We start from the raw sequence: 22,101 nt of genomic DNA, 5'->3' as shown, positions 1-22,101 counted from the left end.
GTCGTGCCGTGTGGCACCCCCCTCTGGCCTGCCGGCCATCTCCCCCACAAGGAGGGAGATCACAGGTGGCTCGGCCTTCCTACCCATCTACCGTTGCGCCATGCTGCAACGTCGATTATTTGGGGAAACCATTGCGCCCAGCCGATCTCCCCACCTGTGGGGGAGATGGCCGGCAGGCCAGAGGGGGGTGCCACACAGCATGCCCTATCCTCCCTCCCGGCCCTCCCGAAAACCGGAAAGGGCGGCCGAAGCCGCCCTCATCCATTCAATCAACGCCCGGAAATGATGCTGGAGATGACGCCGCTGGTGACGCCGATCAGCAGGAAGTCGTGGTCGGCGCGGACCCAGCGATAGCCGCGCGGCGGAGGCGCCAGACGGTAGCGGCGGTAGTCGTGCACGTCGGAAAACCCACGGCGTTCGCCGGCGGTGACGCGGTATCCCTTCTTCCAATGCGGCCGGACGACCGTTCTTTCGACGATCACCTTCTTCTCGACGACAACAGGCGGACGACGAAAATCATCCGCGCTCGCCTGAGAGGCGACAATCGGCGAGAGCAGGATGGACGCGGAAAGAAGGGCTGCGAAGATCTTTTTCATGTGCGGTTCCTCGTGTTGGGCACGGGAGAAAACTAGGGCCGGAAAGATGAACCGAAACTGAAATTAAAATTAAACTTCCGTAATTAAATCTGATAGCTGCGGCCACATTCTCATATTTTAGATAAGACTTACACATCCCACATATCGCCTGGTGGGCACACCGTTGACCTCAGGCAGATTATCCATACAGTCGCCCCTCAATATCGATTTTTGAAGACGTGAGCCGGGATGACGAAGAGATATGGACGAGCAGCAGAACCGGCACTCCGGTATCGGAGGTGGCGATGAGCGCCCATGACGATGCCCTGCCCGTCGCCGGCCCTGCCGAGGGCTCGCCGCTCGAAGTTCTCCGCGTTTTCCTGAAGCTCGGCCTCACCTCCTTCGGCGGGCCGATCGCCCATCTCGGCTATTTCAGGGACGAGCTGGTGGTGCGGCGCAAATGGATCGACGAGGCCGATTATGCCGATCTGGTCGCGCTCTGCCAGTTCCTGCCGGGCCCGGCCTCCAGCCAGGTCGGCTTCTCGCTTGGCGTGCTGAGGGGCAACGGCCTTGCCGGCGGGCTTGCCGCCTGGTGCGGCTTCACACTGCCGTCGGCACTCATCCTCCTTGTCTTCGCGCTCAGCGCCTCCGCCTTCACCGGTCCGGTGGCGGAAGGTCTCCTCCACGGCCTGAAACTCATTGCCGTCGCCGTCGTCGCGCAGGCGATCTGGGGCATGGCGAAGAGCCTCACGCCGGATCGCCAGCGCGCCGGCATTGCGCTCGCGGCGGTCGCCATCGCGGTCTTCATCGGCGGATCCTTCGGCCAGATCGGCGCAATCGCCCTTGGGGCCGCCGCCGGGCTGTTTCTCTGCCGCGCCGATGCACCGGCGCTGGCTGGCCGTCTCGGCTTTCCCGTGTCGCGCCGTGCCGGCGTGATCGCACTCGCCCTCTTTGCTGCCCTCTTCCTCGTCCCGCCGTTCCTCGCCAGTGCGACCGGCCATCAGGCCATCGCGCTTTTCGATGCCTTCTACCGTTCGGGCGCGCTTGTCTTCGGCGGCGGCCACGTCGTGCTGCCGCTGCTCCAGGCGGAGGTCGTGGCGCCGGGCTGGGTGGCGAACGAATCCTTCCTCGCCGGTTATGGCCTGACGCAGGCGGTCCCCGGGCCGCTCTTCACGTTCGCGGCCTATCTTGGCGCTGTCATGGAGCCGGCGCCGAACGGATTGGCGGGCGCCGCCATCGCGCTTGTCGCCATCTTCCTACCCGGCCTGCTTCTCGTCTACGGCATGCTGCCCTTCTGGGATGGGCTGCGCTCGCGCCCGGCCATGCAGGCCACCATGCGCGGCGCCAACGCCGCCGTCGTCGGCATTCTCGGTGCAGCGCTTTACAGCCCGGTCTGGACGAGCGCAGTGCTTTCACCGCCGGATTTCGCGCTGGCGCTCGCCGGCTTCCTGCTGCTCACCGTCTGGAAGGCGCCGCCCTGGACCATCGTCCTGCTGCTGGCCGCAGGTTCAGCGCTCCGCAGCGCAATCGGTGCCTAGTCCGCAAATCGGATTGGATTTTAGCAAGGATCGGGCGCAGATTCGAGATCATCGAGCCTTGCTAGCGCGTCCCGTCGGACACACGTGGTGCTGTCGCGCAGGGAAACCACGATGGAGGAAACCATGCCCGGCATCAGCATGCGCTATATCGTCGACGACGTCGACGCCGCGGTGGAATTCTATACGAGACATCTCGGCTTCTCGGTCGCGCTTCATCCCGCTCCCAGCTTCGCCATCCTGACCAGAGATGGCTTTCGCCTCCTCCTCAGCGGCATGACGGGACCGGGCGGCGCATCCCAGGCCATGCCCGACGGGCGAAAGCCGGAACCCGGCGGATGGAACCGCATCCATATCGAAGTTGCGGATCTGGAGGCCGAAGTCGCCACGCTGCGCAAGGCCGGCGCGCATTTTCGAAACGAGATCGTGCAGGGCGTCGGCGGCAAGCAGATCCTGCTCGAGGACCCGGCCGGAAACCCGATCGAGCTCTTCGAAGCACCGAAGAAGTGAAGGCATCCGCCATCCGGCCCGATATGCGTCATCCCCACGGAGACGGGCCGGCATCGACATCGCTCACCGCAAGAATGTCGGCCGCGCCTTGCCACTGGTGCGCGAGCGTGTAGTTTCGGATTCCCATCGATGTAAAGGCAGGGAAAACATGTCCGACTCCGCCGGCGGGCTCTCCGATTATTTCGGGATACTAGCCGTGTTTCTTCTCGTCGCCGCCAATGGCTTCTTCGTTGCCGCCGAATTCGCCCTGGTGTCGGTCAGGCGCAGCCGCGTCGCCGAACTCGCCGCGGCGGGCCGCATGAACGCCTCCGCCCTCCAGCGCGCCGTCGACAATCTCGACTCCAATCTCGCGGCCACCCAGCTCGGCATCACCATTTCCTCGCTGGCGCTCGGCTGGGTCGGCGAACCCGCACTCGCCCACCTGATCGAGCCTCTGTTGTGGTGGCTGCCCGGGGAATGGGCGACGACCGGCGCTCATACCATCGCCATCGTCATCGCCTTCGTCATCATCACCGCGCTGCACATCGTGCTTGGCGAACTGGCGCCGAAGAGCCTGGCGCTGCAGCGCAGCGAGGCCACCTCGCTTGCCGTCGTGCGCCCGCTCGGGCTGTTCCTGGTGCTGTTCAAGCCGGCGATAACTGTCCTGAACGGCCTTGGTAATCTCGTGCTCCGGGGCGTCGGGCTTCGCGCCGGAACCGGAGAATCCTCGTTCCATTCGCCGCAGGAGCTGAAGCTTCTCGTCGCCGAGAGCCACGAGGCCGGTCTGTTGAACCAGGTGCAGCAGCAACTCGTCGAGCGAGTGTTCAACATCGGCGACAGGCCGATCTCCGATATCATGACCCCGCGTCTCGACATCGATTGGTTCGATGCCGACGACAGCGAGGCCGATATCCTGAAGACGATCCGCGAATGCAGCCACGAGCAGTTGCTGGTCGCCCGCGGCTCGATCGACGAGCCGATCGGCATGGTGCTGAAGAAGGACCTTCTCGACCAGGTGCTCGACGGCGGCAAGGTCCGCCCGATGGAGGTGATCAAGCAGCCGCTGGTGCTGCACGAGGGCACCTCGGTCGTGCGCGTGATCGACAGTTTCAAGGCCTCGCCCGTGCGCCTTGCGATCATCATCGACGAATATGGCAGCCTCGAAGGCATCGTCACCCAGACCGACCTGCTCGAAGCGATCGCCGGTGACCTGCCCGGAGCCGACGAAGAGCCCGACATCGTTATCCGCGAGGACGGCTCGCTGCTGATCGATGCGATGATGCCGGCCTTCGACGCCTTCGAACGGCTGGGCCTCAGGGAGCGCCCGGATGCCGATTTCCACACGCTGGCGGGCTTTGCCCTGCATCAGCTGCAGCACATCCCCGAAACCGGAGAAACCTTCCACTTCGAAGGCTGGCGCTTCGAGGTGATCGACATGGACGGCATGCGCATCGACAAGATCCTCGCGGCACGCATCCCGGATGGGGCGGACGCTTAGAGCCTTTCCTAACCAACGGCCAGCGTCCAGAGCACCCCTGCCGCCGCGCAAGCAAGCAATGTCGCGATGACTGAGGTCTTGAACCGGAAGATCGCGATGGCCGCGGCGGCTGACAGCGCCATTGCCGCCGGCACGGCCGATTGCAGCACGGGAATATCGAGCCGCAAGCTGCCGAACTGGACCGACGCGACTTCGGCAAACAGCGTGTGCACGCCGAACCAGACGGCGAGGTTGAGGATGACGCCGACCACGGCGGCCGTGATCGCCGACATCGCGCCCGCGAGTGCCGCGTTGCCGCGCAGTTTTTCGATGAAGGGCGCGCCGAGGAAGATCCAGAGGAAACAGGGCACGAAGGTCACCCAGGTCGTCAGGATCGCGGCAAGCGTGGCGGCGAGCATCGGATCGAGCGATCCGGGATTGCGGTAGGCGCCCATGAAACCGACGAACTCGACGACCATGATCAGCGGCCCCGGCGTCGTCTCGGCCATGCCGAGACCGTCGAGCATCTCGCCGGGCCTCAGCCAGCCGAAATGCTGCACGGCCTCCTGGGCGACATAGGCGAGCACGGCATAGGCCCCGCCGAAGGTGACGACGGCCATTTTGCTGAAGAACAGCCCGATCTCGGTGAGGACGTCATGCGCCCCGAAGGCTGCGTAGAGGGCAGCAACGGGCACCAGCCAGAGCGCGAGCAATGCTGCCGAGATGCGCAGCGACCAGCCGAGATCAGGGCGCGCATGCGCCGGTATGCCTTCGCCGAGCGCGGAGTCGGCATCCGAGAGCACCGGTCCGCTTCCCGCCTTGTGCCCGCCGCCCGGCCTGAAGGCGGCAAGCCCCAACCGGCCGCCGAGGAAACCGGCAAGACCGGCGGTGAGCACGATCAGCGGGAACGGCACGTGGAGAAAGAAGATGGCGATAAAGGCCGCGGCCGCTATCGCCAGCATGGTGCGGTTCCTCAGCGCCCGGCCGCCGATGCGGATGACGGCCTGCACGACGACGGCAAGCACGGCCGCCTTCAGCCCGAAGAACAGGCCGGCGACGAGACCGACGCTGCCGTAAGCCGCGTAGATATAGCTGAGGCAGAGGATCGACAGGAAGCCCGGCAGTACGAAGAGAACCCCGGCGACCAGACCGCCCGCCGTGCGGTGCATCAGCCAGCCTATATAGATCGCGAGCTGTTGCGCCTCGGGTCCGGGAAGCAGCATGCAATAATTCAGCGCATGCAGGAAACGGTGCTCGCCGATCCATCGCTTCTCGTCGACGATGATCCGGTGCATTACGGCGATCTGGCCGGCCGGGCCGCCGAAGCTCAGGGCCGAAACGCGCAGCCACACCCGGAAGGCCTCCCCGAACGAGACGCCGTGATGATGCCCCTCGCCCGCATCTTTCTCCCCCGCCTGCTCGGCGGGCGCATTGCCTGTCATCTCGGCCATCTCATGGCCTCTTCTTCGGCGCGGGCCAGTTGTGGGTTTCCTCGGTCGCGTCGCGGCACCAGCGGTAAAAGGCATCGTAGAGCAGCATGCCGGCCTCGAGCTGCTCCAGATCGTCGGAATACATGCGTGACAGGCCGAGCGAAGCGGCCAGCAGACCGGATGCCTCCGGCGCGAGATCGAGCCTTGCCGTATCGGCCGCCCGGACGATCCGCGCGAGATGCAGGAGCGGCTCCGATGTCAGCCCGAACTCCTCGACCATCACGTCGAAGGTGCAGAGCTCGCCGCGATGGCTCCAGAACACATCTTCGATATCGAAGGGCACAGCCCCGAAGCGCTCGCCGACGGCGATGACCTCTGACGTCGGCACGAACAGGAAGACGGCATCCGGATCGACGAAGCGGCGGATTAGCCAGGGACAGGCGATGCGGTCGATCTTCGGGCGCGCCCGCGTCACCCAGACGGTGCGCCCTTCGGCATCACGGCGCGGCAGCTTGGCCTCGGGCACGACAGGTCCCGCCGCAATCCAAGCTTCGAAGCCGCCTTCGAGGCTTTCCGCCTCGATGCCGGCATGTCTGAGATAGGCGGCCACGCCATGGCTCAGCTTGGCGCCCCTCTGGCAGACCACGACGACGGCATCGGCATCGATGCTGTGCGCCCAGGACGCAACCTCTTCATGGCTGCGCCGGAGCGAGCCCGGCACCAGACGCGGATCGAGCGCGAAATCCTCCTCCGTGCGGACGTCGATGATGCAGGGCGCACCCGGCGTTCCGATGAGGCGGTTGAGCTTGTCGGGAGAAATTTCAAGAAATGACGGCATGACGCGTCCTCCGTTGATCGGTTTGCTGGACGCGATTCTTCAGCATGACGCCTCGTGGGGTGATCGCGACCCCATGGCAAAAGCATGCGCAAACTGCCCTCGTTATGTCAAGGGGATGCTGGCGTCGGCGCACCCGCCTCGCCCTTCGAGGCCCCTGCGGGGCACCTCAGCAACCGTGTTGTTGCGGCGCGCAGGCCAGAGGCCGGAGCCTCGAAGGACGCGCCGCAGCGCTGCTCCTTGCATCCATCCGGCCCCGCGCGACGCATCCCCGCCTTCATGATGAAACTCTCCCGTAAGCCGGCCACGGCCCAAAGCCCAGTCAACACAGGCCCTCCGGCCCCAGAATGGAACAAAAAGCCCGCTCGTCCATTTCTCTCTCACCGCAAGAGGAGAAAGTACCATGACGTACGACCCCAATAGTCCTAACGATCCGAACCGCCCGCTGAATCCGAATCTCGACCTGCGCACGACGCCGACTGCGCGCGTCGGCAATTCGTGGGTGGTCTGGGTCGCTGCATTGGCCGTGATCGCTGTTGCTGCATTCGCCTATTCGCAGTGGAGCAGCACACCGCCCGGCACGTCTCCGGATACGACGGCCTCCACGACCCAATCCGAGCCGGTCCCGGTCAAGCCGATCGCTCCGGCCGACAACAGCGCAACGCCGGCACCTGCGCCAGCAACTCCGGCTCCGGCCACGCCGCCGGCTGCCCCTGCCGCGCAGTAACGCTGCTCGGCCCATGGAACGGATGCGTCCCTGGCGTGTCGGATACGACACGCCAGGGACGGTTCAGCATTTGGCGCATTGGGAAGCCGATCTCCCTTCCCAGGGTCATGCGCCGGCCTGGGCATCTATTTTATTGCGTGGCCCTTGAACCTCTTCAGGCAAACATTACATACCACTCATACAATTTGTCTCCGACGGCTGACCACGGATGTACTGGCAGCCGCCGTTGAGACAGATCGGGGAAGGTCGGTGCGAATTTCGCCCGGCCTTTTTTCTTGTCCTGGTCACTGCCGAATGAGCGGACCTGGCGGCTACCAGCGATTGCCGTTTTTCTTGCTGTCGTAGCCCTTGTACGGGTCGTAATTATAGGTGCGCGAACCGCCCCCATTGACGGTTTCGCGATAAGTCCCGCCCAGAGTCTGCTGGGTTTGCGAATAGAGATCGCCGTTGCGATAGGTGTTGTAGCTGCCGCCGGAATTTCGCTCCATCGTGTAGGTATCGCGGCCCTGCGTCCAGCACGGTCCCGAGATAAGCTCGCAGCCGGCAAAGGCCTCGCCTGACATCAGCAGCGCTGCCAGAAAAACGAATTTACGCATGATACGTCTCCCAAAATGAAGGTTGAAGGATTCAACCTTTGCCTAGATCTCTGATCTCATTCATTGCCTCCCGGTCCTTCCGGCAGCCCCGCCACCCACGCGATCGGGCAAGCCGATCCCATTCGCGCCTTCTCAGGCGCGATTGGCTTAGCGATGGTTGGGGCGATGGCTGGCCGGAACTACTTGGGAATTCTGTTATAGAAGGACTGCGGGTCGTAAACGCATTCGTAGTCGAGGACGCAGAGTTTGCCGTTGGCATCCCTCACCGTCGCAGTGTCGTACTTGTCCCCCAGATTGCATCTGGCCGGCGGATAGCGAAAACTGCGGCCGCCGAAGCCCATGCGCACGAAAACCTTCTTGTCCTGGCGGATGATCTGCGCAAGCTCACCGCAGCTGTGATCCCTGGCGTTGACCTCCACCGCCTCGGCCGCAAGGACCGCGGACGGAAGCAGCAACGCAACGGCCAGAACGACGCTTTTCATATCAACTCCTGATGTGAGCGAATAAAGTTAGAGTGTGAGCTTCATCCGGCCAGTCCGGAATGACCCGATAACACTGGTCGTCAACCCTTTGCTCTATCACCCGACGCGCTTTTACTAAGCTGCTCGAAGAACTTGTTCTTATTTTGTTCCGATCTCCGCAGGAGTCAAGACGTCTAACGAGAAATTTTCAACCACAGGATTCAATAGAGCGTCGCCTCAACGCGAAGTGCTGAGGGGCGCTGCGGAGGGACCCGGAGCCGAGCACTCCGATCGGTTAAGATGTTTCATCTATCCTGCCGGTCATGAAACCCACGTTTGGACGCAGGCGCCCGGCATTATCTGAACGAAAGTGGATCGAGACCGCTCCGGTTCCGACGAAGGATGTGTCTTACGACTGGCGCAGGATCGGGCGATACGCCAGAAACGGTGCGCTTGCCCTTCTGATCGCAGCAAAGCTTGCCATTGCGGCCATATACTTTGCCGCCCTCGACACCTCCTACTCTTTCTCGGAATACGGACCGCCCATGGCGGCGATGGCGGCGCTGGTGATTTTCATCCTCGGCGGCCTCTGGCTCCTCGGCATAAAGCCGACCGGCCGCGACTGAGACGCTTCTCAATCCTGCTGTTCTGATATCACGGGAAATTATAGGACGATGCGGGGTCGTAGACGCAGGCATAATCGAGAACGCATTGCTTTCCCCCGCCGTCGCGGAAACTGGCCGTGCTGCGCTTGTCGCCCAGGCTGCATTGCGCCGGCGGATAACGAAAACTGCGCCCGCCTAAACCGACGCGGACAAAGACCTTCTTGTTCTGACGGATGATCTGCGCAATCTCACCGCAGCTGTGATCCGCCGCCTTGACCTGCATTACCCCGGCGGCAAAAGCCGGCAGCGGCAGAGACAAGGCGACAGCGAAGATGACGCTTTTCATGGCCCCCTCCAGTTTATGAGAGCAAGATAGGGCAAGCGGTTCGGTGCGGCCAGTGGCGCATGCGTACCTGCCTTGCTTTCTCCAGCATCCAGGCTACGGTGCAGATGGATTTGGTCTTGGGGTGGTCGAGTGCGTTTCTTTGCAGCTTTGATGATTGCAGTGGTGTTGGGCCAGCAGGAGGCGGCTGCGTGTCCCCTCAACGATACCTTGAAGCTCTGCGTGTTGAATGGTCGAAGCCTGGATGCCCTGCATAGCGGGGTTGATCGAGGCGAGTGGAAGGTTGAAGCGATTTCTTCCCCAGTCCGCCCTCCCTCCGAGCCTCGGACCGGCAGTGAGGTTTACACAATGCCGAGCGGACTGCGGTTCGCCATGGTTTACCGAGAATTCCAAAGCTTCCTTTCCACCACCTGCTCGATCGAACTTTTGCCAGCCTTGGCAAAGGATGATTCGCGAGGATTGCGTTGTTCGAACGCTGAGATTGACGCCTTCGAAACTGCGCTGTCCGCCGCCTCGTTGGGTACGATAACGAAAGAGCGTAGGCAAAGCGGCACGGCCCTTTTGATAGAAGGGCCGAACACCTGGATGACGGTGGTGCTGGCAGATATCAACGGGGGGACAGCAGATGTCAGCGCGCAACAACGTCTCTTGAATCCGTGGGTCGAAACTTCGGTCCTGAAAAGCCCGTAAGTTACGATCTCGTCGAACAGCAGTGCCATGTTGCGCGCATGATCGCAAAGCCGTTTCCCTTTGATTGGAAATCAGCCTCCGGAGATTCCGGACTGCGCCATATTCATCAATGATTTCAAGAAGAATGGTGGGTGATGTAGGGCTCGAACCTACGACCCGCTGATTAAGAGTCAGCTGCTCTACCAACTGAGCTAATCACCCGTCCGCGCTTGGCTGCGCGGTGTGACGGGGCGTATAAACAGGATCGGCAGGCTTGTCCAGCGCATCTGCAAAAATTCTTTGGTTAATGTCGAAGATTTTTGCGCATGGCTGAAATGCAGCGCACAACTCCGAAAATCGGAATCGATTTTCGGAGAGGATTATGCGCCGATTCAAAGTGATAGAGCGTCCTTTGGGCGCTCTAGCGATCAAAGGTCGAGCGTGCCGCTCGCCAGCCGCACCGCCTGGCCGCCGATCCGGGCATTGGAGATCGTCCCGCCGTCGACGTCGATATGCAGGTGGATGAAGGAGGGCCGGCCCATCTCCACGCCCTGCTCGATCAGGATCGGGTGGTGCCCGTCCGTCAGCCGGTCGAAATAATGGATCGCGCCCGAAAGGGCGGCCGCCGCCGAGCCGGTCGCCGGGTCCTCCACGATACCCATGCCGCTTGCGAACATGCGTGCATGGAACTTCGCCACATGGTTGACGCCGCCGCGGCAATAGACATAGGCCGAGGCGAGCGCGCCGTCGACGAAGGGCACAATCTTTTCCCAGAGCTGCGGATCGAACTCCACCCGCTGCGCGGCGCCGACATCGTGGACCGGAATGAGCAGGAAGGGAACGCCGGCGCTCCAGATCGCGGGCGTGTGATTTTCAAAGCCGATCTCGCTGATCTTCAGCGACAGCGCATCGGCGATGCCGAGCTTGTCGAGCGGCATGACGGCCTGCTGCGATTTGCGCGGTAGGTCGAATTCGGCAAAGCTCGCCTCGCCTTCCCGTAGCCGCACCGCGCAGCGCACCGGCCCGACATTTTCTTCGAGCACCGTGACGAGATCGCGGGTCGTGGCGCCGTGCGTCCATTCGGCGAGCGCCACCGCCGTACCGACCGTCGGATGACCGGCAAACGGCAGTTCGCGGCCCGGCGTGAATATCCTCAGTTTCGCCGCATAGGCGGGATTGGTCGCGGGCTGCACGAACACCGTCTCGGAGAGATTGATCTCCCGGGTGATCGCCTGCATCGCCTCGTCGCTGAGATCGTCGCCGTCGAAGATCACCGCCAGCGGGTTGCCCGCAAGCTTTCGATCGGTGAACACGTCATAGACGCTGTAGCTTCGCGCCACATCGGCCTCCTTGAATCGGTCATCGCGCCGTCAACCTGCCCGACCAGACGATCGAGTGCAAGGCGGTAAGTCCGCTAAGAACAACGCATCTCTGGCAGGAGGCGCCGACACTCTTGGTTTTATGCGTGATTGTTAATGAAAACTATATCTCGATTTTTGGGGAGCGGTGTTAGGGGCGTGTCCGAACGGGCAGCTGTCACAGGAATCGAGAGAGGGTATGCCGTGTTGCACCCCCCTCTGCCCTGCCGGGCATCTCCCCCACAAGGGGGGAGATCGAATCGGAGATGGAATCTCCCCAAACAATCAATGTTGGAACGAGCGGGTCCGCCCAGCCGATCTCCCCACCTGTGGGGGAGATGCCCGGCAGGGCAGAGGGGGGTGCAACACGGCACGCCGGCGCCGAGGAACCCAGGCATGGTGCATCCGAGAAGCCTCACCCTATGGTATCTTGGCCCTTATCTCTTACACGCGCGCCTTGCCGAAATACCAGTCGATGACAGGCAGCATGGCGACGTTGTAGGGGTGAGCCGCGTGATCGGCCGAGCGGATTGCCACGGCGCCGGCGATTTCCTTGTCCTCGGCCACCAGCATGTGAGTTTCGATCCGCTTCACCATCTCCTCAGCCGTCATGTCGAATCGGAAGAGCCGGATGAGCGTCACCGTGCGCCGGTTGTGGCTGGCGAAGAGCCCCTGCCCCGCCACGGATTGGGCGAGGTCGAGCCCGGTCTCCTCGTGGACCTCGCGGCGCATGTTTGCCTCGATGTCGCATCTGTTATCGACGATATCTTCCGCCTCCAGCGAGCCGGCGGCGAAATAGACCTGGCCGGGATTGGCGGTATGGGCGCCCATGCGGATCGCCACCAGCGCGCCATCGGCGCTTTCGAGCACCGGATAGGCGAAGACGTGAATGCCGCCCTGGCGCTCCGGCTGGCGGCGCCACCACATGAAGGCGGAAAAGGGAGTGACGTAGCCCTCGCCCGAGATCCCATCCTCCCCAAACGACAGCTGCCGCTGGAAGACGAGGCGCCCGTCGAAGAGCGCAGGGTTGGCGGCGGTCTCCCTCGTCCAATTCTCGCGGATCGCCGCTTCCTCGGCGATGACGAAGGGATGGGTGCCGGGCAGGACTTTGAGGTCGACGCCGGCGATCGGGAAGACCGTGGCCTCCGGCGGCCAGCCAGCGAAATCATCGGAAAAATCGGTGTTCTGAAAATTCACGTTCAAATTGGTTTTCATGTTCGTTCTCAGGGAAGATCCAGTGTCATGACGACGGGGCAGTGATCGGAGGCTTTCGGCCGGTCCCAGCCGGTGCGCGGGTAACGCTCCACCTCCTGCCCCGGCGGGAAGATGGTGCGATAGGGCTGGCCGTTGCGGATGATTTCGGGCAGGCGGCCGGCATTGTGGGCAGCGAGTGCGGGCGAGAGCCAGAGATAGTCGAGCTGGCAGAGCCACTGCTCCTGCGGCCCACGGGAATGATAGAGCGTCCAGCGGTCGAGCACATCGCGGCGGCGCACGACGTTTTCGGCAAAGCCGTCATGGCTGAAGACGTCGAGCGCGCTTTCGGCCTCGTCCTGATGCTCGAAATGATAGCCGGCGCCGCGCCGGCCGATGACGTCGACGCGCTCCTGGTAATCGTTCATGTCGCCGCAGATGGCGAAGCTCTTCTTATCCGTATGGCCGGCGCCGAAGCGCTCCTCGATGATGCGGCGCACGGCGCGCGCCTCGGCGCGGCGGAGCGGCATGGTCGACTGGCGCCCGTCGAGCCCCTCGCGCGGATTACCCATCGATTTGAAATGCACGACATAGAGCGAAAACGGCCGGCCGCCGATCAGAAGATCGAGTTCCAGGCAATCGCGCTTGAAGATCTTGTCGTCGATGCGGTTGGTAAGCGCCAGCTCCTCATCGAAGAGATCGAAATCGCGATAGGTCGTCATCGCGTGGCTTCTGATGTCCTTGACCTCGATCTTCTGGCCGTCTCGGGTTTCCTCGCGCATCAGCACGGCGACATCAATGCCGCGGCTGTCATTGCCCTCGACAAGGAACTTCTGCCGGTAGCCGTTTCCGACCATGCGGAAGAGATAGCCGTATTCGAAGGCCTGAAGCGCGGCCATATTGTCGATTTCCTGCAGGCAGAGGATATCGGCATCCGCATCGGCAATCGCAAGCGCCGTCATCTGCCTGGTGTCGTCGGTCGCGGCGATCACCCGCGCCTGCTCGAGCTGCTGATAGACGCCCTCGCTCGACACCTCGAAAAGCTTGATGACGCGGTCCTGGCGCAGCTGGTTGCGGAAGCCGGTGAAATCGAAACGGGTCAGCAGATTTTCGACATTGAAAGTGGCGAGGCGAAGCGACATGGAATGAGTCCGGTTGCAGGCGCTACCTTAACCAGCAGAAGCGGCAGGAAAAGATGGCACGGCCAAGAAAAATGCGGACAGCCGAGGCTTTTGGAGCCGGAAGCGTCCAGCTGTGACTTAGGCTGCTGACATTCCGCCACCGGCCTCTGATAGTTTGCCGCGGACGGCAATCGCCGATTCGCACGCGGGGGCATTTCATGAAACGAATTCTGGCATCGCTTGCAGTTCTGACACTCCTTGCCGGCGCCGGCCCGGCGCTCGCCGACACCTATGGCGCTATCGCCTATTCGCCGTCATCAGGCGCCACCGGCTGGTCCTATGCCTATGGAAGCCGCGGTGCCGCCGAAACCGTCGCCCGCCGCAATTGTGACGACAGCACAAATGACTGCCGCATCGCTATCTGGTTCCGCAACGGCTGCGGCGCGGTGGCGGTCGGCAGCCGCGGCGGCTGGGGCTCCGGCTGGGGTTACGACCGCCGCGAGGCGCAGCGCCAGGCGATCGGCAGTTGCAGCAGGCAGACCGGCAGCTGCCGCGTCATTCGCTGGCAGTGTTCGGGCGGCGAATAAGCCCGGCTAGGTTGCCGACAGCCATGGCGCCAAGGAACGGTGGCGGCGATCGGTGAGGTGATGTGACCTCTGATTTCATTTATGAATTTTAGGCGTGCTGGAGCCCCTTAAGTCATGACCCTCGAAGAGAAAGAGATACTGAAAGCGCTGGCGTGGATGTGTGAACAATACATAAGCGAAGGCAACGGCTATCTGAATCACAAGGCGATGCATGCCGGCGAACTGGCGGTCGAGGTTCTCACCGCTTACGGGCTGGTTGAGCCAGCGCCCCTAGGTGGCCGTTGGACCAACAAGGGAATGCTTCTTCTCGACGATTCATCGGGCTTTAGCTTTTGAGCTGTCGCTGTAATTTTCAGGCACGCCTTGCTCAAAGCCGCCAGCCGGCGCGGATGATGACGCGTACCACCTCACCGGACACCACAGCCACCCGGCTGAAGGCGCGCAGCGTCTGGCCGTTGCCGAGTGTCAGCTTGACGGCATAACGCTCGCCCTCGAAGAGCACGGATTCGACGATAGCCCGCGCGCCCTCTCCGCCGATCACCACATCCTCCGGCCGTACCAGGATATCGGCGCCATCGGTATTGGCGGCATGCAGCGCATCCTCAAGCTCGTCCCATTCCAGCCGGCGTTCGCCGCCCATGACCGGCAGGGTCAGGATCGCGCCGCGTCCGATCAGCTCGCCGACGATGCGCCCTTCCGGCCGGGCATAGATTTCGGCCGGTGCGGCCACCTGCAGCAGCCGGCCCTCGGACATGACGGCGACGTCGGTTGCGAGCGCCATCGCCTCGCTCTGGTCGTGGGTGACATAGATCATCGTCGCGCCCGAGCGCTGGTGGAACTCGCGGAACGTCTCCTCCATCTCCTGCTTCAGGTGCCGGTCGAGATTGGCGAGCGGCTCGTCGAGCAGCACGACGTCGGGCGAGGTCATCAGGCAGCGTGCAAGCGCCACGCGCTGGCGCTGGCCGCCGGAGAGATCGGCCGGCCGCCGCTCGGCGTAGTCGGCAAGCCGGACGGTGCCGAGCGCATCGCGCACTTTCGCCCGGTAGGCCTCGCCTGATATGCCTCGCACTTTCAGGGGATAACCGACGTTCTCCGCCACGCTCATATGCGGCCAGAGCGCATAGGACTGGAAGACCATCGCCATGTTGCGCTTCTCAGGCGGCAGAGACTGCGCGGCATCTGCCAGCAGCCGTTCGCCGAGATGGATCGAACCGTCCGAGGGCGTCTCGAAACCGGCGATCATCCGCAGCACCGTCGTCTTGCCGCAGCCGGAAGGGCCGAGCAGCGCCAGGAAGCCGCCCTCGCGCACATCGAGCGAAAAATCTCTGACGGCAGCCCGCCCGGTGCCGAAATCCTTGGCCACCCGGTTGAGGATCAGTTGCGCCATGGGACCACCCCTTTCGGCAGGCGTTTGGCCAAAAGTTCGAGCAGCACCATCATGGCGACGACCATGAGAACGACGAGCACCGAAAGCGCCGAGGCAAGGTCCGAGCTGCCGCTGTCGTCGAGATTGTAGATGGCGACACCCAGCGTTTGGGTGCCGGCCGACCAGAGCAGCGCCGAAATCGTCAGCTCGTTGCAGGCGATCAGGAAGACGAGGATGACCGAGGCGCCGGCGGCGGGCGCAATCAGCGGCACGATGATATCGCAGAGCCGGCGAAAGAAACCAGCACCGGAAAGCCGCGCCGCTTCTTCCAATGCCGGATCGAGCTGATGGAAAGCGCTGACGACAGGTTTCAGGCTGACGGCGAAGAAGGAGGAGAAATAGGCGATCAGGATGATCCAGATCGTGCCGTAGAGCGAGACATGCAGGAGCGGGATCGGCGCGGCAAAGACGAGGATGAAGGACACCGCCATGACGATGCCGGGCAGCGAATAGGGTATCTCGATCAAGCTGGAGACGATGCGGGACACCGCATCCCTGCGCCGCGTCAGCGTATCGGCGGCAAGCACCGTCACCACGAGAAGACCAACTGCGGTGGCGCTCGCAAGCGACAGCGAGTTGATGAAAGCGGTGCGCGTCACCGCCTGCCGGAACAGGATCTCCTGAAAGGCATGCAGCGACATGGTCTTGAAGGTGAGCGGCACGCCATAGGCCGGCACCAGCGCGCCGGCAACCAGCGCGAAGAAGGGTGCTGCCAGCATGAAGAACAGGATCGCCCAGAGCAAGGGCGTGAACAGTAGGCGCCAGGCGCCGAGCTCGAAAGCGGCACTCGCACCCGACAGGCCGATGACGCGGTAATCGCGGCCTCTGAGCGCCCGGTCCTGGATCATCAGTCCCGCGACCGAAATCATTGCAATGATCGCCGAGAGCACGGCGACATCGCCGAAAGTGCGGCTGGTGAAGGCGGAGAATTTGGTGAAGATCAACGTCGGCAGCGTGAAGATCGAGGCGGGAATGCCGAGAATGGCGGGTATGCCGAAATTGCCGGTGCAGGAAACGAAGGAGATCGCCGCCCCCGCGATGATGCCAGGCAGCGACAGAGGCACGATGATATCGCGGAAGACCCGCAGGCTGGAGGCGCCGGAAAGCCGCGCCGCCTCGACGCCGTCGCGCGGCAGCGTCATCAGCCCGGCCCTGAGCGCGAGGTAGACCAGCGGCGCATGCTGCACGCCATAGAGCAGTGCGATGCCGCCCACCGAATAGAGCGGCTGCGGCGAGCCGAGCGGCGGGGCGATATCAAGCGCCTTCAGCAGCGGGCTGGAGGGGCCTGACATCTGCACCCAGGCAAGCGCCGTCACCTGCGGCGGGATCATCATCGGCAGTACGAAGAAGAAGCTGAGCGGCCCCTTGCCGCGAATGTCGGTCAGCGTCAGCAGGAAGGCGAAGAGGCAGCCGATCACGAGCGAGATGATTGTGCCGAGAACCGATGTGAGAACAGTGTAATAGGTCGCCGACCAGAGCGACGGCGCGCTCAGCACATCGATCACGCCGCCATTGGCGAAGGCCGCGATCCCGACCATGGCAAGGCGCGCGAGCGGCAGCACGCTGAGGATCAGTACGACCGCAACGACAAAAGGAAACAGCCAGACGGGCTGGCTGTTTCCTGTTTTGACATATCCTTGCATGGAAGGATCAGTTCGAGCCGTAAATGCCCGAGAAGGTCTTCAGATCCTGATCGGTATTCTTCAATGCTTCAGCCGCCTTGATCGGCAGGACCTTGATCGTGTCGCGCGCCGGGAAACCTTCCGGAACCTTCATGCCGTTGCGGGCCGGGATATAGCCGAGCTTGAGGAAACCTTCCTGGCCCTTTTCCGAGAGCACGTAATCGACGAACTTCTCGGCGGCGTCGGCGTTCTTGCTGCTCGCCAGGATGCCGACCGGCTCGGTAACGGCGGACACGCCTTCGCTCGGGAAGACGAACTCGACCGGAGCGCCCTTGGCCTTCTCGCGGATCGGTAGGTAATCGACGACCACGCCATAGGCCTTTTCGCCAGAGGCGACCGACTTCAGCACGGCGCCGTTGCCGCCGGCAGCGATCGCACCGTTGGCCTGCAGCGACTTGTAGAAATCCCAGCCGAGGCTGGGAACGGCGGCGAGCGTCTGGGCGTGGATGAGAGCGGCACCCGAAGCGAGCGGGCTCGGCATGGTGACGAGGCCCTTGGCCTCAGGCTTGGTCAGGTCCTTCCAGCTCGCAGGCTTCATCGTGGCCGAAGTGTTGTACATGATGCCCGTGGTGATCAGCTTGGTCGAGTAATAATAGCCGTCGGCATCATAGAGTGCCGCGTCATACTGCGCTGCCTCAGGCGACTTGTAGGCAAGCAGCTTGCCGTCTTCCTTGAGGCGCTCCAGCGTCACCACGTCTGCAATGAGGAGAACGTCGGCAACGGGGTTGCCGGCCTGGATCTCGGCCTGCAGCTTGGCGATGATCTTCGGCGTGCCGTCACGCACCCAATCAACCTTGATGTCGGGATTGGCGGCCATGAACCCATCGACCGTCGCCTGCGCGTCTTCGTTCGGCTGGCTGGTATAGAGAACCAGGTTTGCGGCAGACGCCGGAATGGCGAGAAGGCTCGCGGCAAGAAGTGCAGCGGCGGAAACGATCGTTTTCATGGGAGAGATCCTCATTGCGGTCACCCCTCCCCTTATTCGGGGCCGTTGACAGGGATGTGACAGGCGCCGCGGCCGCTGGACGCCGGCAAGCCATCAGTGCAAACCCCAGTCGATCGCTGCCCCGCATGCAGGCTCATGCTTGTCAAAAACCCGGCCACGGCACTTGCGCGCCGTGGCCCTGATCGACCGTTACTTCGCGGCCTCTTCGATGAGGTCCGCCACCTTCTGCGGCTGCGAAACCATCACGACGTGGGAAGCGCCCTCGACCACGACGGTGTGCTTCGACTTTGCCCGCTCGGCCATGAAGGCGAGGGCTGCGGCCGGAATGTTCTTATCGCCGGTGCCATAGACGAACCACGACGGCAGCTTCTTCCAGGCGGGTTCGCCCGACTTTTCGTTGAGAGCTGTGTCAGTGACCGGCCGTTGCGCCGCCGCCATCAGGGCAGCCTGTTCAGCCGGCACGTCGCTGGCGAACTGGTCATGGAACTTCGCCTGGTCGATATAGAGATCGACGCCGCCTCCGCTCAGCTTCACCGGAGCAGCAAGCGCTGCGCCGAGTGTGCCGCCCGGAAACTTGCCGGCAAGATCGGCAACCGATTCCCCTGCATCAGGCGCGAAGGCCGCGACATAGACCAGGGACTTGACGTTGTCGTGGCCGTTTGCGGCAGTCGAGATCACCTGCCCGCCATAAGAATGGCCGACGAGAACGACCGGACCGGCGATGCTGGCGACCACGTCGGACACATAGGCGGCGTCATTGGAAACGCTGCGCAGCGGGTTGGCTGCAGCCACGACCGGGAAGCCGTCCTTGCGCAGGATTTCGACGACGCCGTTCCAGCTGGAGGAATCGGCAAAGGCGCCGTGGACGAGGACGACGGTCGGCTTGGCCGTCTCGGCAACGGCAGTACCGGAAAGAAGCGCGCCCGCCAGGGCGACGACAGCAGCAAATTTGAACATTGGTCATTTCCTTTCAACGGTTGGGTTTGACTAAGATTTCGTACGGGAAGGCGATCACTCGTTTCCGCATCTCCTGACGCGGCAGTCCGTCCGCATTCCCCTATATGTCTTGTAGGCGATTTCCTTGTGCGCGATCTAAATAAGTCAGCGAGGCGGAGACGTCAATAGCTTGCAAATAGATCGCGCACAAATTATATTGACCCTGAGGAGAAGGTCATGAAAGACGCCACACCAGATGATCTCACCAGCGTGCCACAAGTAGATGAAATGCTCTGCTTTTCAATCTATTCGGCAGGCCATGCGTTTAACCAGCTTTACCGCCCGCTGCTCGACGAGTTGGATCTCACCTATCCGCAATTCCTGGTAATGACCACATTATGGGCGCGTGACGACCGCACGGTGAAAGACCTGGGCGAGACCCTGTTTCTCGACTCGAGCACCCTCACCCCGCTCTTGAAGCGGCTGGAGAATGGCGGCCTCGTCACCCGCAACCGAAATCCCGCCGATGAGCGCCAGGTCCTCTTGCGCCTGACGAAGGAGGGGCACGCCTTGAAGAGCCGTACCGCCCCTGTGTTCGACTGCATCGGAAAGGCCGTCGGTCTCGACGCTGCAACGGTCGATAAGATCCGCGAAACGATTGCGTCCATCCGCGACAACATTCACAAGAAGAACAGCGAAGAGACCTGACGCGGGGCGACACCCGGCACGTCACACGGCCGGACGATGCCGACGCCCACAATCTTGCCTAACCTCACGTAGGCGTGAACACGCCGCCATTGCCATTTCGCCGCGCTGAGGTACGTCAATCCTGTGTTTTCCATGAGGGAGGAATTTCAATGGAATATCGTCTGCTCGGCCGTTCCGGCCTGAAGATTTCGACTTTGACCATGGGCACGATGACCTTCGGCGGCGTCGGCTGGGCAAAGATGGTCGGCGATCTCGGCACCGCCGAGGCCAAGAAGATGATCGACATGTGCATCGATGCCGGCATCAACCTCATCGACACCGCCAATGTTTATTCATCGGGCGAATCCGAAAACATCATCGGCGAAGTTCTCGGCGGCAAGCGGCCGCAAGGCGTGCTGCTCGCGACCAAAGCCCGCTTCGGCATGGGCGAAGGCCCGAACGACAGCGGGCTCTCGCGCTACCACCTGATCCGCGAATGCGAGGCGAGCCTGAAGCGCCTGAAGACCGATGTCATCGACCTCTACCAGGTGCATGAATGGGACGGCCAGACGCCGCTCGAAGAGACGATGGAAGCGCTAGACACCCTGATCCGGCAGGGCAAGGTGCGTTACGTCGGCTGCTCGAACTATTCCGGCTGGCACCTCATGAAAGCGCTCGGAATCGCCAACGAGCATCGCTACCAACGCTTCGTCAGCCAGCAGATCCACTATACGCTCGAAGCCCGCGACGCCGAATACGAGCTGCTGCCGATTTCGATCGACCAGGGCCTCGGCGTGCTGGTCTGGAGCCCGCTCGCCGGCGGCCTGCTTTCCGGCAAGCACCGCCGCAACCAGGCGGCGCCCGAAGGCACGCGCCAGTTCGCCGGCTGGACCGAGCCGCCGATCCGCGACGAGAACCGCCTCTGGAACATCGTCGAGACGCTGGTCGCGATCGGTGAGGAGCGCGGCGTTTCGGCCGCTCAAGTTGCGCTCGCCTGGCTGATCGGCCGCAAGGCGGTCACCTCTGTTATCATCGGCGGGCGCACCGAAGCCCAGTTCCGCGACAACATCGCCGCCGCCGAACTGAAGCTCACGGATGAGGAGCGCAAGCGCCTCGACGCCGTCAGCCTGCCGCCGGTGATCTATCCCTACTGGCACCAGCTGAACACGGCGAGCGACAGGTTTGGTGAAGCCGATCTCGAGCTTTTCGGCCCGCATATCAAGCAATAAAGCAGTTACGGCATTGCACGGTGAAAGTGATGCGTCACAAAAGATGCACTTTCACCGTGCTATCGTGAGATCCCGCATCGCCAGGGAGGCTCGCCATGCTGAAGAATTACAAGGTCCTGAAGGGCACCGCCAGCGCGCTCGCCCTCGATGACGACAACGATCCCCATATCGAGATCCGCATTGAGGCGAACGGCGTCAGCTACCGCATCGCGCTCAACGTCCGCTCCAAGGAATCGCCGCACGAGCTGCTCTATGCCAACATCGTCGATTTCAAGCATGGAGCGCTGACCGAGGCGCTCGAAGCCCTGCCGATGGGCCTGACCGACATCCGCAACGATCATCCGGAGCTGGCGATCGACTATGTCCGCGGCGGGCTGATCGAGCGCGAGGACATGAATGTCGCGCCCTTCCAGCTCTCCGGTCCGAAGAACGATCTGCGCGATTTCATCGAGCCGATCGTCCAGGAAGGCATTGCCGATACCGACGTGCATTTCTACGCCTTCGGCGAGGCCTGGGGCCCTGAGAATAACAAGCCGGACGAATATTTCCGCTTCGAACCCGGCAACGGCATCCACGATATCCACATGAACCAGGGCGACGGCGGCAGCTTCAAGGCCACCAATGCGCCGAACCAGGACGGCGCGCTGCTCGTCCATTTCAACGATACCAACGAATGGGCGGCGATCTTCCTCTGCTTCCAGTCGCAGAGCTGGAACACCAACGCCGCAACCGGCCATCCTGTTTCCGATAGTAGCGGCGGCCAGGGCCGCGGCGAAGGCACCCGCCGGCCGCAGCCGGTCGTCGCCTCCTCACTGCGCATCATCGCCGCGCTGATCAACCCGGTGAACGGTGCAGGCGGCGTGGAAGCCGAGACGGTGACGCTCATCAACCGCTCCGACATATCGGTATCGCTCGACGGCTGGAAGCTGGAGGACGATAACGGCCGAACCCAGACGCTGTCGGGAACGATTGCCGCCGGCGAACTGCGCACCATAGCGCTCAACGCCGCAGCCGGCGGCCCGCAGCTCGCCAACAAGGGCGGCGATATCATTCTGCGCAACCGCGAAGACGCCGTGGCCGACCGCGTCGGCTACGGCAAGAGCGAGACGGCGAACGAAGGCTGGACGACGATCTTTTGATTGGGGTTCTGCCTGGTTGGCGAGAAGGAGTGTGAGGCGACGTCCTCGATCGAGTCT

The 22,101-nt window shown here is 62.8% G+C and carries 24 protein-coding genes and 1 tRNA gene; 11 read left to right on the top strand and 14 right to left on the bottom strand.

Annotation, left to right across the window (positions count from 1 at the left end; all coding sequences use genetic code 11):
* Positions 1-269 precede the first annotated feature (269 nt).
* Positions 270-596, bottom strand: a complete 327-nt coding sequence (locus EFQ99_RS17390; protein ID WP_126922236.1) for an RcnB family protein — start codon at positions 594-596, stop codon at positions 270-272.
* A gap of 284 nt (positions 597-880) precedes the next feature.
* Here EFQ99_RS17390 and chrA (EFQ99_RS17385) point away from each other — a divergent pair, with 284 nt between their 5' ends.
* From chrA (EFQ99_RS17385) to EFQ99_RS17375, 3 genes are all read left to right on the top strand, one after another.
* Positions 881-2,113, top strand: coding sequence for a chromate efflux transporter (chrA, locus tag EFQ99_RS17385; RefSeq protein WP_126922235.1), 1,233 nt, complete (start codon positions 881-883; stop codon positions 2,111-2,113).
* 123 nt (positions 2,114-2,236) lie between these two features.
* A complete protein-coding gene (locus EFQ99_RS17380) occupies positions 2,237-2,620 on the top strand; it encodes a VOC family protein (protein WP_126922234.1) in 384 nt (127 codons plus the stop codon).
* A gap of 148 nt (positions 2,621-2,768) precedes the next feature.
* Positions 2,769-4,097, top strand: coding sequence for a hemolysin family protein (locus tag EFQ99_RS17375; RefSeq protein ID WP_126922233.1), 1,329 nt, complete (start codon positions 2,769-2,771; stop codon positions 4,095-4,097).
* Between the two features lie 8 nt (positions 4,098-4,105).
* Here EFQ99_RS17375 and chrA (EFQ99_RS17370) read toward each other — a convergent pair whose 3' ends face one another.
* Both chrA (EFQ99_RS17370) and EFQ99_RS17365 read right to left on the bottom strand, forming a co-directional pair.
* Positions 4,106-5,527: a chromate efflux transporter gene (gene chrA / locus EFQ99_RS17370; protein ID WP_126922232.1), complete on the bottom strand. Its 1,422-nt coding sequence runs from the start codon at positions 5,525-5,527 to the stop codon at positions 4,106-4,108.
* Between the two features lies 1 nt (position 5,528).
* The gene (locus EFQ99_RS17365; RefSeq protein ID WP_126922231.1) at positions 5,529-6,344 is read right to left on the bottom strand and encodes a chromate resistance protein ChrB domain-containing protein; all 816 of its coding nucleotides are present in this window, start codon (positions 6,342-6,344) and stop codon (positions 5,529-5,531) included.
* A gap of 400 nt (positions 6,345-6,744) precedes the next feature.
* On the opposite strand from EFQ99_RS17365, the gene EFQ99_RS17360 reads away from it, so the two are divergent.
* Positions 6,745-7,068, top strand: coding sequence for a hypothetical protein (locus EFQ99_RS17360; RefSeq protein ID WP_126922230.1), 324 nt, complete (start codon positions 6,745-6,747; stop codon positions 7,066-7,068).
* Positions 7,069-7,379: 311 nt separating this feature from the next.
* On the opposite strand, the gene EFQ99_RS17355 is transcribed toward EFQ99_RS17360, so the two are convergent.
* Both EFQ99_RS17355 and EFQ99_RS17350 read right to left on the bottom strand, forming a co-directional pair.
* Positions 7,380-7,664: a hypothetical protein gene (locus EFQ99_RS17355; protein WP_126922229.1), complete on the bottom strand. Its 285-nt coding sequence runs from the start codon at positions 7,662-7,664 to the stop codon at positions 7,380-7,382.
* Between the two features lie 179 nt (positions 7,665-7,843).
* Entirely contained in the window at positions 7,844-8,146 is a 303-nt protein-coding gene (locus EFQ99_RS17350) for a hypothetical protein (RefSeq protein WP_126922228.1), read from the bottom strand.
* 383 nt (positions 8,147-8,529) lie between these two features.
* Between EFQ99_RS17350 and EFQ99_RS17345 the strand changes: the two genes are divergently transcribed.
* Positions 8,530-8,751, top strand: a complete 222-nt coding sequence (locus EFQ99_RS17345; protein ID WP_245441513.1) for a hypothetical protein — start codon at positions 8,530-8,532, stop codon at positions 8,749-8,751.
* Positions 8,752-8,779: 28 nt separating this feature from the next.
* Here EFQ99_RS17345 and EFQ99_RS17340 read toward each other — a convergent pair whose 3' ends face one another.
* Positions 8,780-9,076: a hypothetical protein gene (locus EFQ99_RS17340; protein ID WP_126922227.1), complete on the bottom strand. Its 297-nt coding sequence runs from the start codon at positions 9,074-9,076 to the stop codon at positions 8,780-8,782.
* A gap of 129 nt (positions 9,077-9,205) precedes the next feature.
* Between EFQ99_RS17340 and EFQ99_RS35355 the strand changes: the two genes are divergently transcribed.
* Positions 9,206-9,763 (top strand): hypothetical protein, encoded by a 558-nt coding sequence (locus EFQ99_RS35355; RefSeq protein WP_208722773.1) that lies wholly within the window; start codon positions 9,206-9,208, stop codon positions 9,761-9,763.
* Between the two features lie 125 nt (positions 9,764-9,888).
* Here the strand turns inward: EFQ99_RS35355 and EFQ99_RS17330 are convergent.
* From EFQ99_RS17330 to EFQ99_RS17310, 4 genes are all read right to left on the bottom strand, one after another.
* Positions 9,889-9,964 (bottom strand) — tRNA-Lys (locus EFQ99_RS17330).
* A gap of 206 nt (positions 9,965-10,170) precedes the next feature.
* Complete coding sequence (locus EFQ99_RS17325; RefSeq protein ID WP_126922226.1) at positions 10,171-11,082, bottom strand: PhzF family phenazine biosynthesis protein; 912 nt, start codon at positions 11,080-11,082, stop codon at positions 10,171-10,173.
* A gap of 462 nt (positions 11,083-11,544) precedes the next feature.
* Positions 11,545-12,315 (bottom strand): NUDIX hydrolase, encoded by a 771-nt coding sequence (locus EFQ99_RS17315; RefSeq protein ID WP_126922225.1) that lies wholly within the window; start codon positions 12,313-12,315, stop codon positions 11,545-11,547.
* Between the two features lie 8 nt (positions 12,316-12,323).
* Positions 12,324-13,433 (bottom strand): endonuclease/exonuclease/phosphatase family protein, encoded by a 1,110-nt coding sequence (locus EFQ99_RS17310; RefSeq protein ID WP_126922224.1) that lies wholly within the window; start codon positions 13,431-13,433, stop codon positions 12,324-12,326.
* A gap of 197 nt (positions 13,434-13,630) precedes the next feature.
* On the opposite strand from EFQ99_RS17310, the gene EFQ99_RS17305 reads away from it, so the two are divergent.
* Together EFQ99_RS17305 and EFQ99_RS17300 are read left to right on the top strand one after the other, a co-directional pair.
* Positions 13,631-13,999, top strand: coding sequence for a DUF4189 domain-containing protein (locus EFQ99_RS17305; RefSeq protein WP_126922223.1), 369 nt, complete (start codon positions 13,631-13,633; stop codon positions 13,997-13,999).
* A 114-nt stretch (positions 14,000-14,113) separates the two neighbouring features.
* Positions 14,114-14,335: a hypothetical protein gene (locus EFQ99_RS17300; RefSeq protein ID WP_126922222.1), complete on the top strand. Its 222-nt coding sequence runs from the start codon at positions 14,114-14,116 to the stop codon at positions 14,333-14,335.
* A gap of 31 nt (positions 14,336-14,366) precedes the next feature.
* Here EFQ99_RS17300 and EFQ99_RS17295 read toward each other — a convergent pair whose 3' ends face one another.
* The 4 genes from EFQ99_RS17295 to EFQ99_RS17280 all read right to left on the bottom strand — a co-directional run bounded on the left by EFQ99_RS17295 (position 14,367) and on the right by EFQ99_RS17280 (position 19,010).
* Positions 14,367-15,386, bottom strand: coding sequence for an ABC transporter ATP-binding protein (locus EFQ99_RS17295; protein ID WP_126922221.1), 1,020 nt, complete (start codon positions 15,384-15,386; stop codon positions 14,367-14,369).
* The gene (locus tag EFQ99_RS17290) at positions 15,374-17,068 is read right to left on the bottom strand and encodes an ABC transporter permease (RefSeq protein WP_126922220.1); all 1,695 of its coding nucleotides are present in this window, start codon (positions 17,066-17,068) and stop codon (positions 15,374-15,376) included. The genes EFQ99_RS17295 and EFQ99_RS17290 overlap by 13 nt, the downstream gene beginning before the upstream one ends.
* A gap of 7 nt (positions 17,069-17,075) precedes the next feature.
* Positions 17,076-18,053, bottom strand: coding sequence for an ABC transporter substrate-binding protein (locus EFQ99_RS17285; RefSeq protein WP_126922219.1), 978 nt, complete (start codon positions 18,051-18,053; stop codon positions 17,076-17,078).
* 189 nt (positions 18,054-18,242) lie between these two features.
* Complete coding sequence (locus EFQ99_RS17280; protein ID WP_126922218.1) at positions 18,243-19,010, bottom strand: alpha/beta fold hydrolase; 768 nt, start codon at positions 19,008-19,010, stop codon at positions 18,243-18,245.
* Between the two features lie 216 nt (positions 19,011-19,226).
* Between EFQ99_RS17280 and EFQ99_RS17275 the strand changes: the two genes are divergently transcribed.
* The 3 genes from EFQ99_RS17275 (at position 19,227) to EFQ99_RS17265 (ending at position 22,044) form a co-directional block, all read left to right on the top strand.
* A complete protein-coding gene (locus EFQ99_RS17275; RefSeq protein ID WP_126922217.1) occupies positions 19,227-19,697 on the top strand; it encodes a MarR family winged helix-turn-helix transcriptional regulator in 471 nt (156 codons plus the stop codon).
* A gap of 149 nt (positions 19,698-19,846) precedes the next feature.
* On the top strand, positions 19,847-20,905 hold the full coding sequence (locus EFQ99_RS17270) for an aldo/keto reductase (protein ID WP_126922216.1): 1,059 nt from the start codon (positions 19,847-19,849) through the stop codon (positions 20,903-20,905).
* Positions 20,906-21,000: 95 nt separating this feature from the next.
* Complete coding sequence (locus EFQ99_RS17265; protein WP_126922215.1) at positions 21,001-22,044, top strand: DUF2278 family protein; 1,044 nt, start codon at positions 21,001-21,003, stop codon at positions 22,042-22,044.
* Positions 22,045-22,101 lie beyond the last annotated feature (57 nt).

The organism is Rhizobium vallis, from assembly GCF_003985155.1.
In the GTDB taxonomy this organism is placed as follows: Bacteria; Pseudomonadota; Alphaproteobacteria; order Rhizobiales; family Rhizobiaceae; genus Rhizobium; species Rhizobium vallis.
The sequence above is the reverse complement of the archived record's forward strand: the minus strand, read 5'-3'. Positions and strand labels throughout refer to the sequence as shown.

Bases quoted from the DNA above. Each gene is read 5' to 3' on its own strand.
- EFQ99_RS17340 (WP_126922227.1), bottom strand. From the start codon at position 9,076: ATGAAAAGCGTCATCTTCGCTGTCGCCTTGTCTCTGCCGCTGCCGGCT.
- EFQ99_RS17295 (WP_126922221.1), bottom strand. From the start codon at position 15,386: ATGGCGCAACTGATCCTCAACCGGGTGGCCAAGGATTTCGGCACCGGG.
- EFQ99_RS17365 (WP_126922231.1), bottom strand. From the start codon at position 6,344: ATGCCGTCATTTCTTGAAATTTCTCCCGACAAGCTCAACCGCCTCATC.
- EFQ99_RS17275 (WP_126922217.1), top strand. From the start codon at position 19,227: ATGAAAGACGCCACACCAGATGATCTCACCAGCGTGCCACAAGTAGAT.
- chrA (WP_126922232.1), bottom strand. From the start codon at position 5,527: ATGGCCGAGATGACAGGCAATGCGCCCGCCGAGCAGGCGGGGGAGAAA.
- EFQ99_RS17270 (WP_126922216.1), top strand. From the start codon at position 19,847: ATGGAATATCGTCTGCTCGGCCGTTCCGGCCTGAAGATTTCGACTTTG.
- EFQ99_RS17300 (WP_126922222.1), top strand. From the start codon at position 14,114: ATGACCCTCGAAGAGAAAGAGATACTGAAAGCGCTGGCGTGGATGTGT.
- EFQ99_RS17310 (WP_126922224.1), bottom strand. From the start codon at position 13,433: ATGTCGCTTCGCCTCGCCACTTTCAATGTCGAAAATCTGCTGACCCGT.
- EFQ99_RS17280 (WP_126922218.1), bottom strand. From the start codon at position 19,010: ATGTTCAAATTTGCTGCTGTCGTCGCCCTGGCGGGCGCGCTTCTTTCC.
- EFQ99_RS17350 (WP_126922228.1), bottom strand. From the start codon at position 8,146: ATGAAAAGCGTCGTTCTGGCCGTTGCGTTGCTGCTTCCGTCCGCGGTC.
- EFQ99_RS17355 (WP_126922229.1), bottom strand. From the start codon at position 7,664: ATGCGTAAATTCGTTTTTCTGGCAGCGCTGCTGATGTCAGGCGAGGCC.
- EFQ99_RS17390 (WP_126922236.1), bottom strand. From the start codon at position 596: ATGAAAAAGATCTTCGCAGCCCTTCTTTCCGCGTCCATCCTGCTCTCG.
- EFQ99_RS17290 (WP_126922220.1), bottom strand. From the start codon at position 17,068: ATGCAAGGATATGTCAAAACAGGAAACAGCCAGCCCGTCTGGCTGTTT.
- EFQ99_RS17265 (WP_126922215.1), top strand. From the start codon at position 21,001: ATGCTGAAGAATTACAAGGTCCTGAAGGGCACCGCCAGCGCGCTCGCC.
- EFQ99_RS17380 (WP_126922234.1), top strand. From the start codon at position 2,237: ATGCCCGGCATCAGCATGCGCTATATCGTCGACGACGTCGACGCCGCG.
- chrA (WP_126922235.1), top strand. From the start codon at position 881: ATGAGCGCCCATGACGATGCCCTGCCCGTCGCCGGCCCTGCCGAGGGC.
- EFQ99_RS17305 (WP_126922223.1), top strand. From the start codon at position 13,631: ATGAAACGAATTCTGGCATCGCTTGCAGTTCTGACACTCCTTGCCGGC.
- EFQ99_RS17285 (WP_126922219.1), bottom strand. From the start codon at position 18,053: ATGAAAACGATCGTTTCCGCCGCTGCACTTCTTGCCGCGAGCCTTCTC.
- EFQ99_RS17360 (WP_126922230.1), top strand. From the start codon at position 6,745: ATGACGTACGACCCCAATAGTCCTAACGATCCGAACCGCCCGCTGAAT.
- EFQ99_RS17375 (WP_126922233.1), top strand. From the start codon at position 2,769: ATGTCCGACTCCGCCGGCGGGCTCTCCGATTATTTCGGGATACTAGCC.
- EFQ99_RS17315 (WP_126922225.1), bottom strand. From the start codon at position 12,315: ATGAAAACCAATTTGAACGTGAATTTTCAGAACACCGATTTTTCCGAT.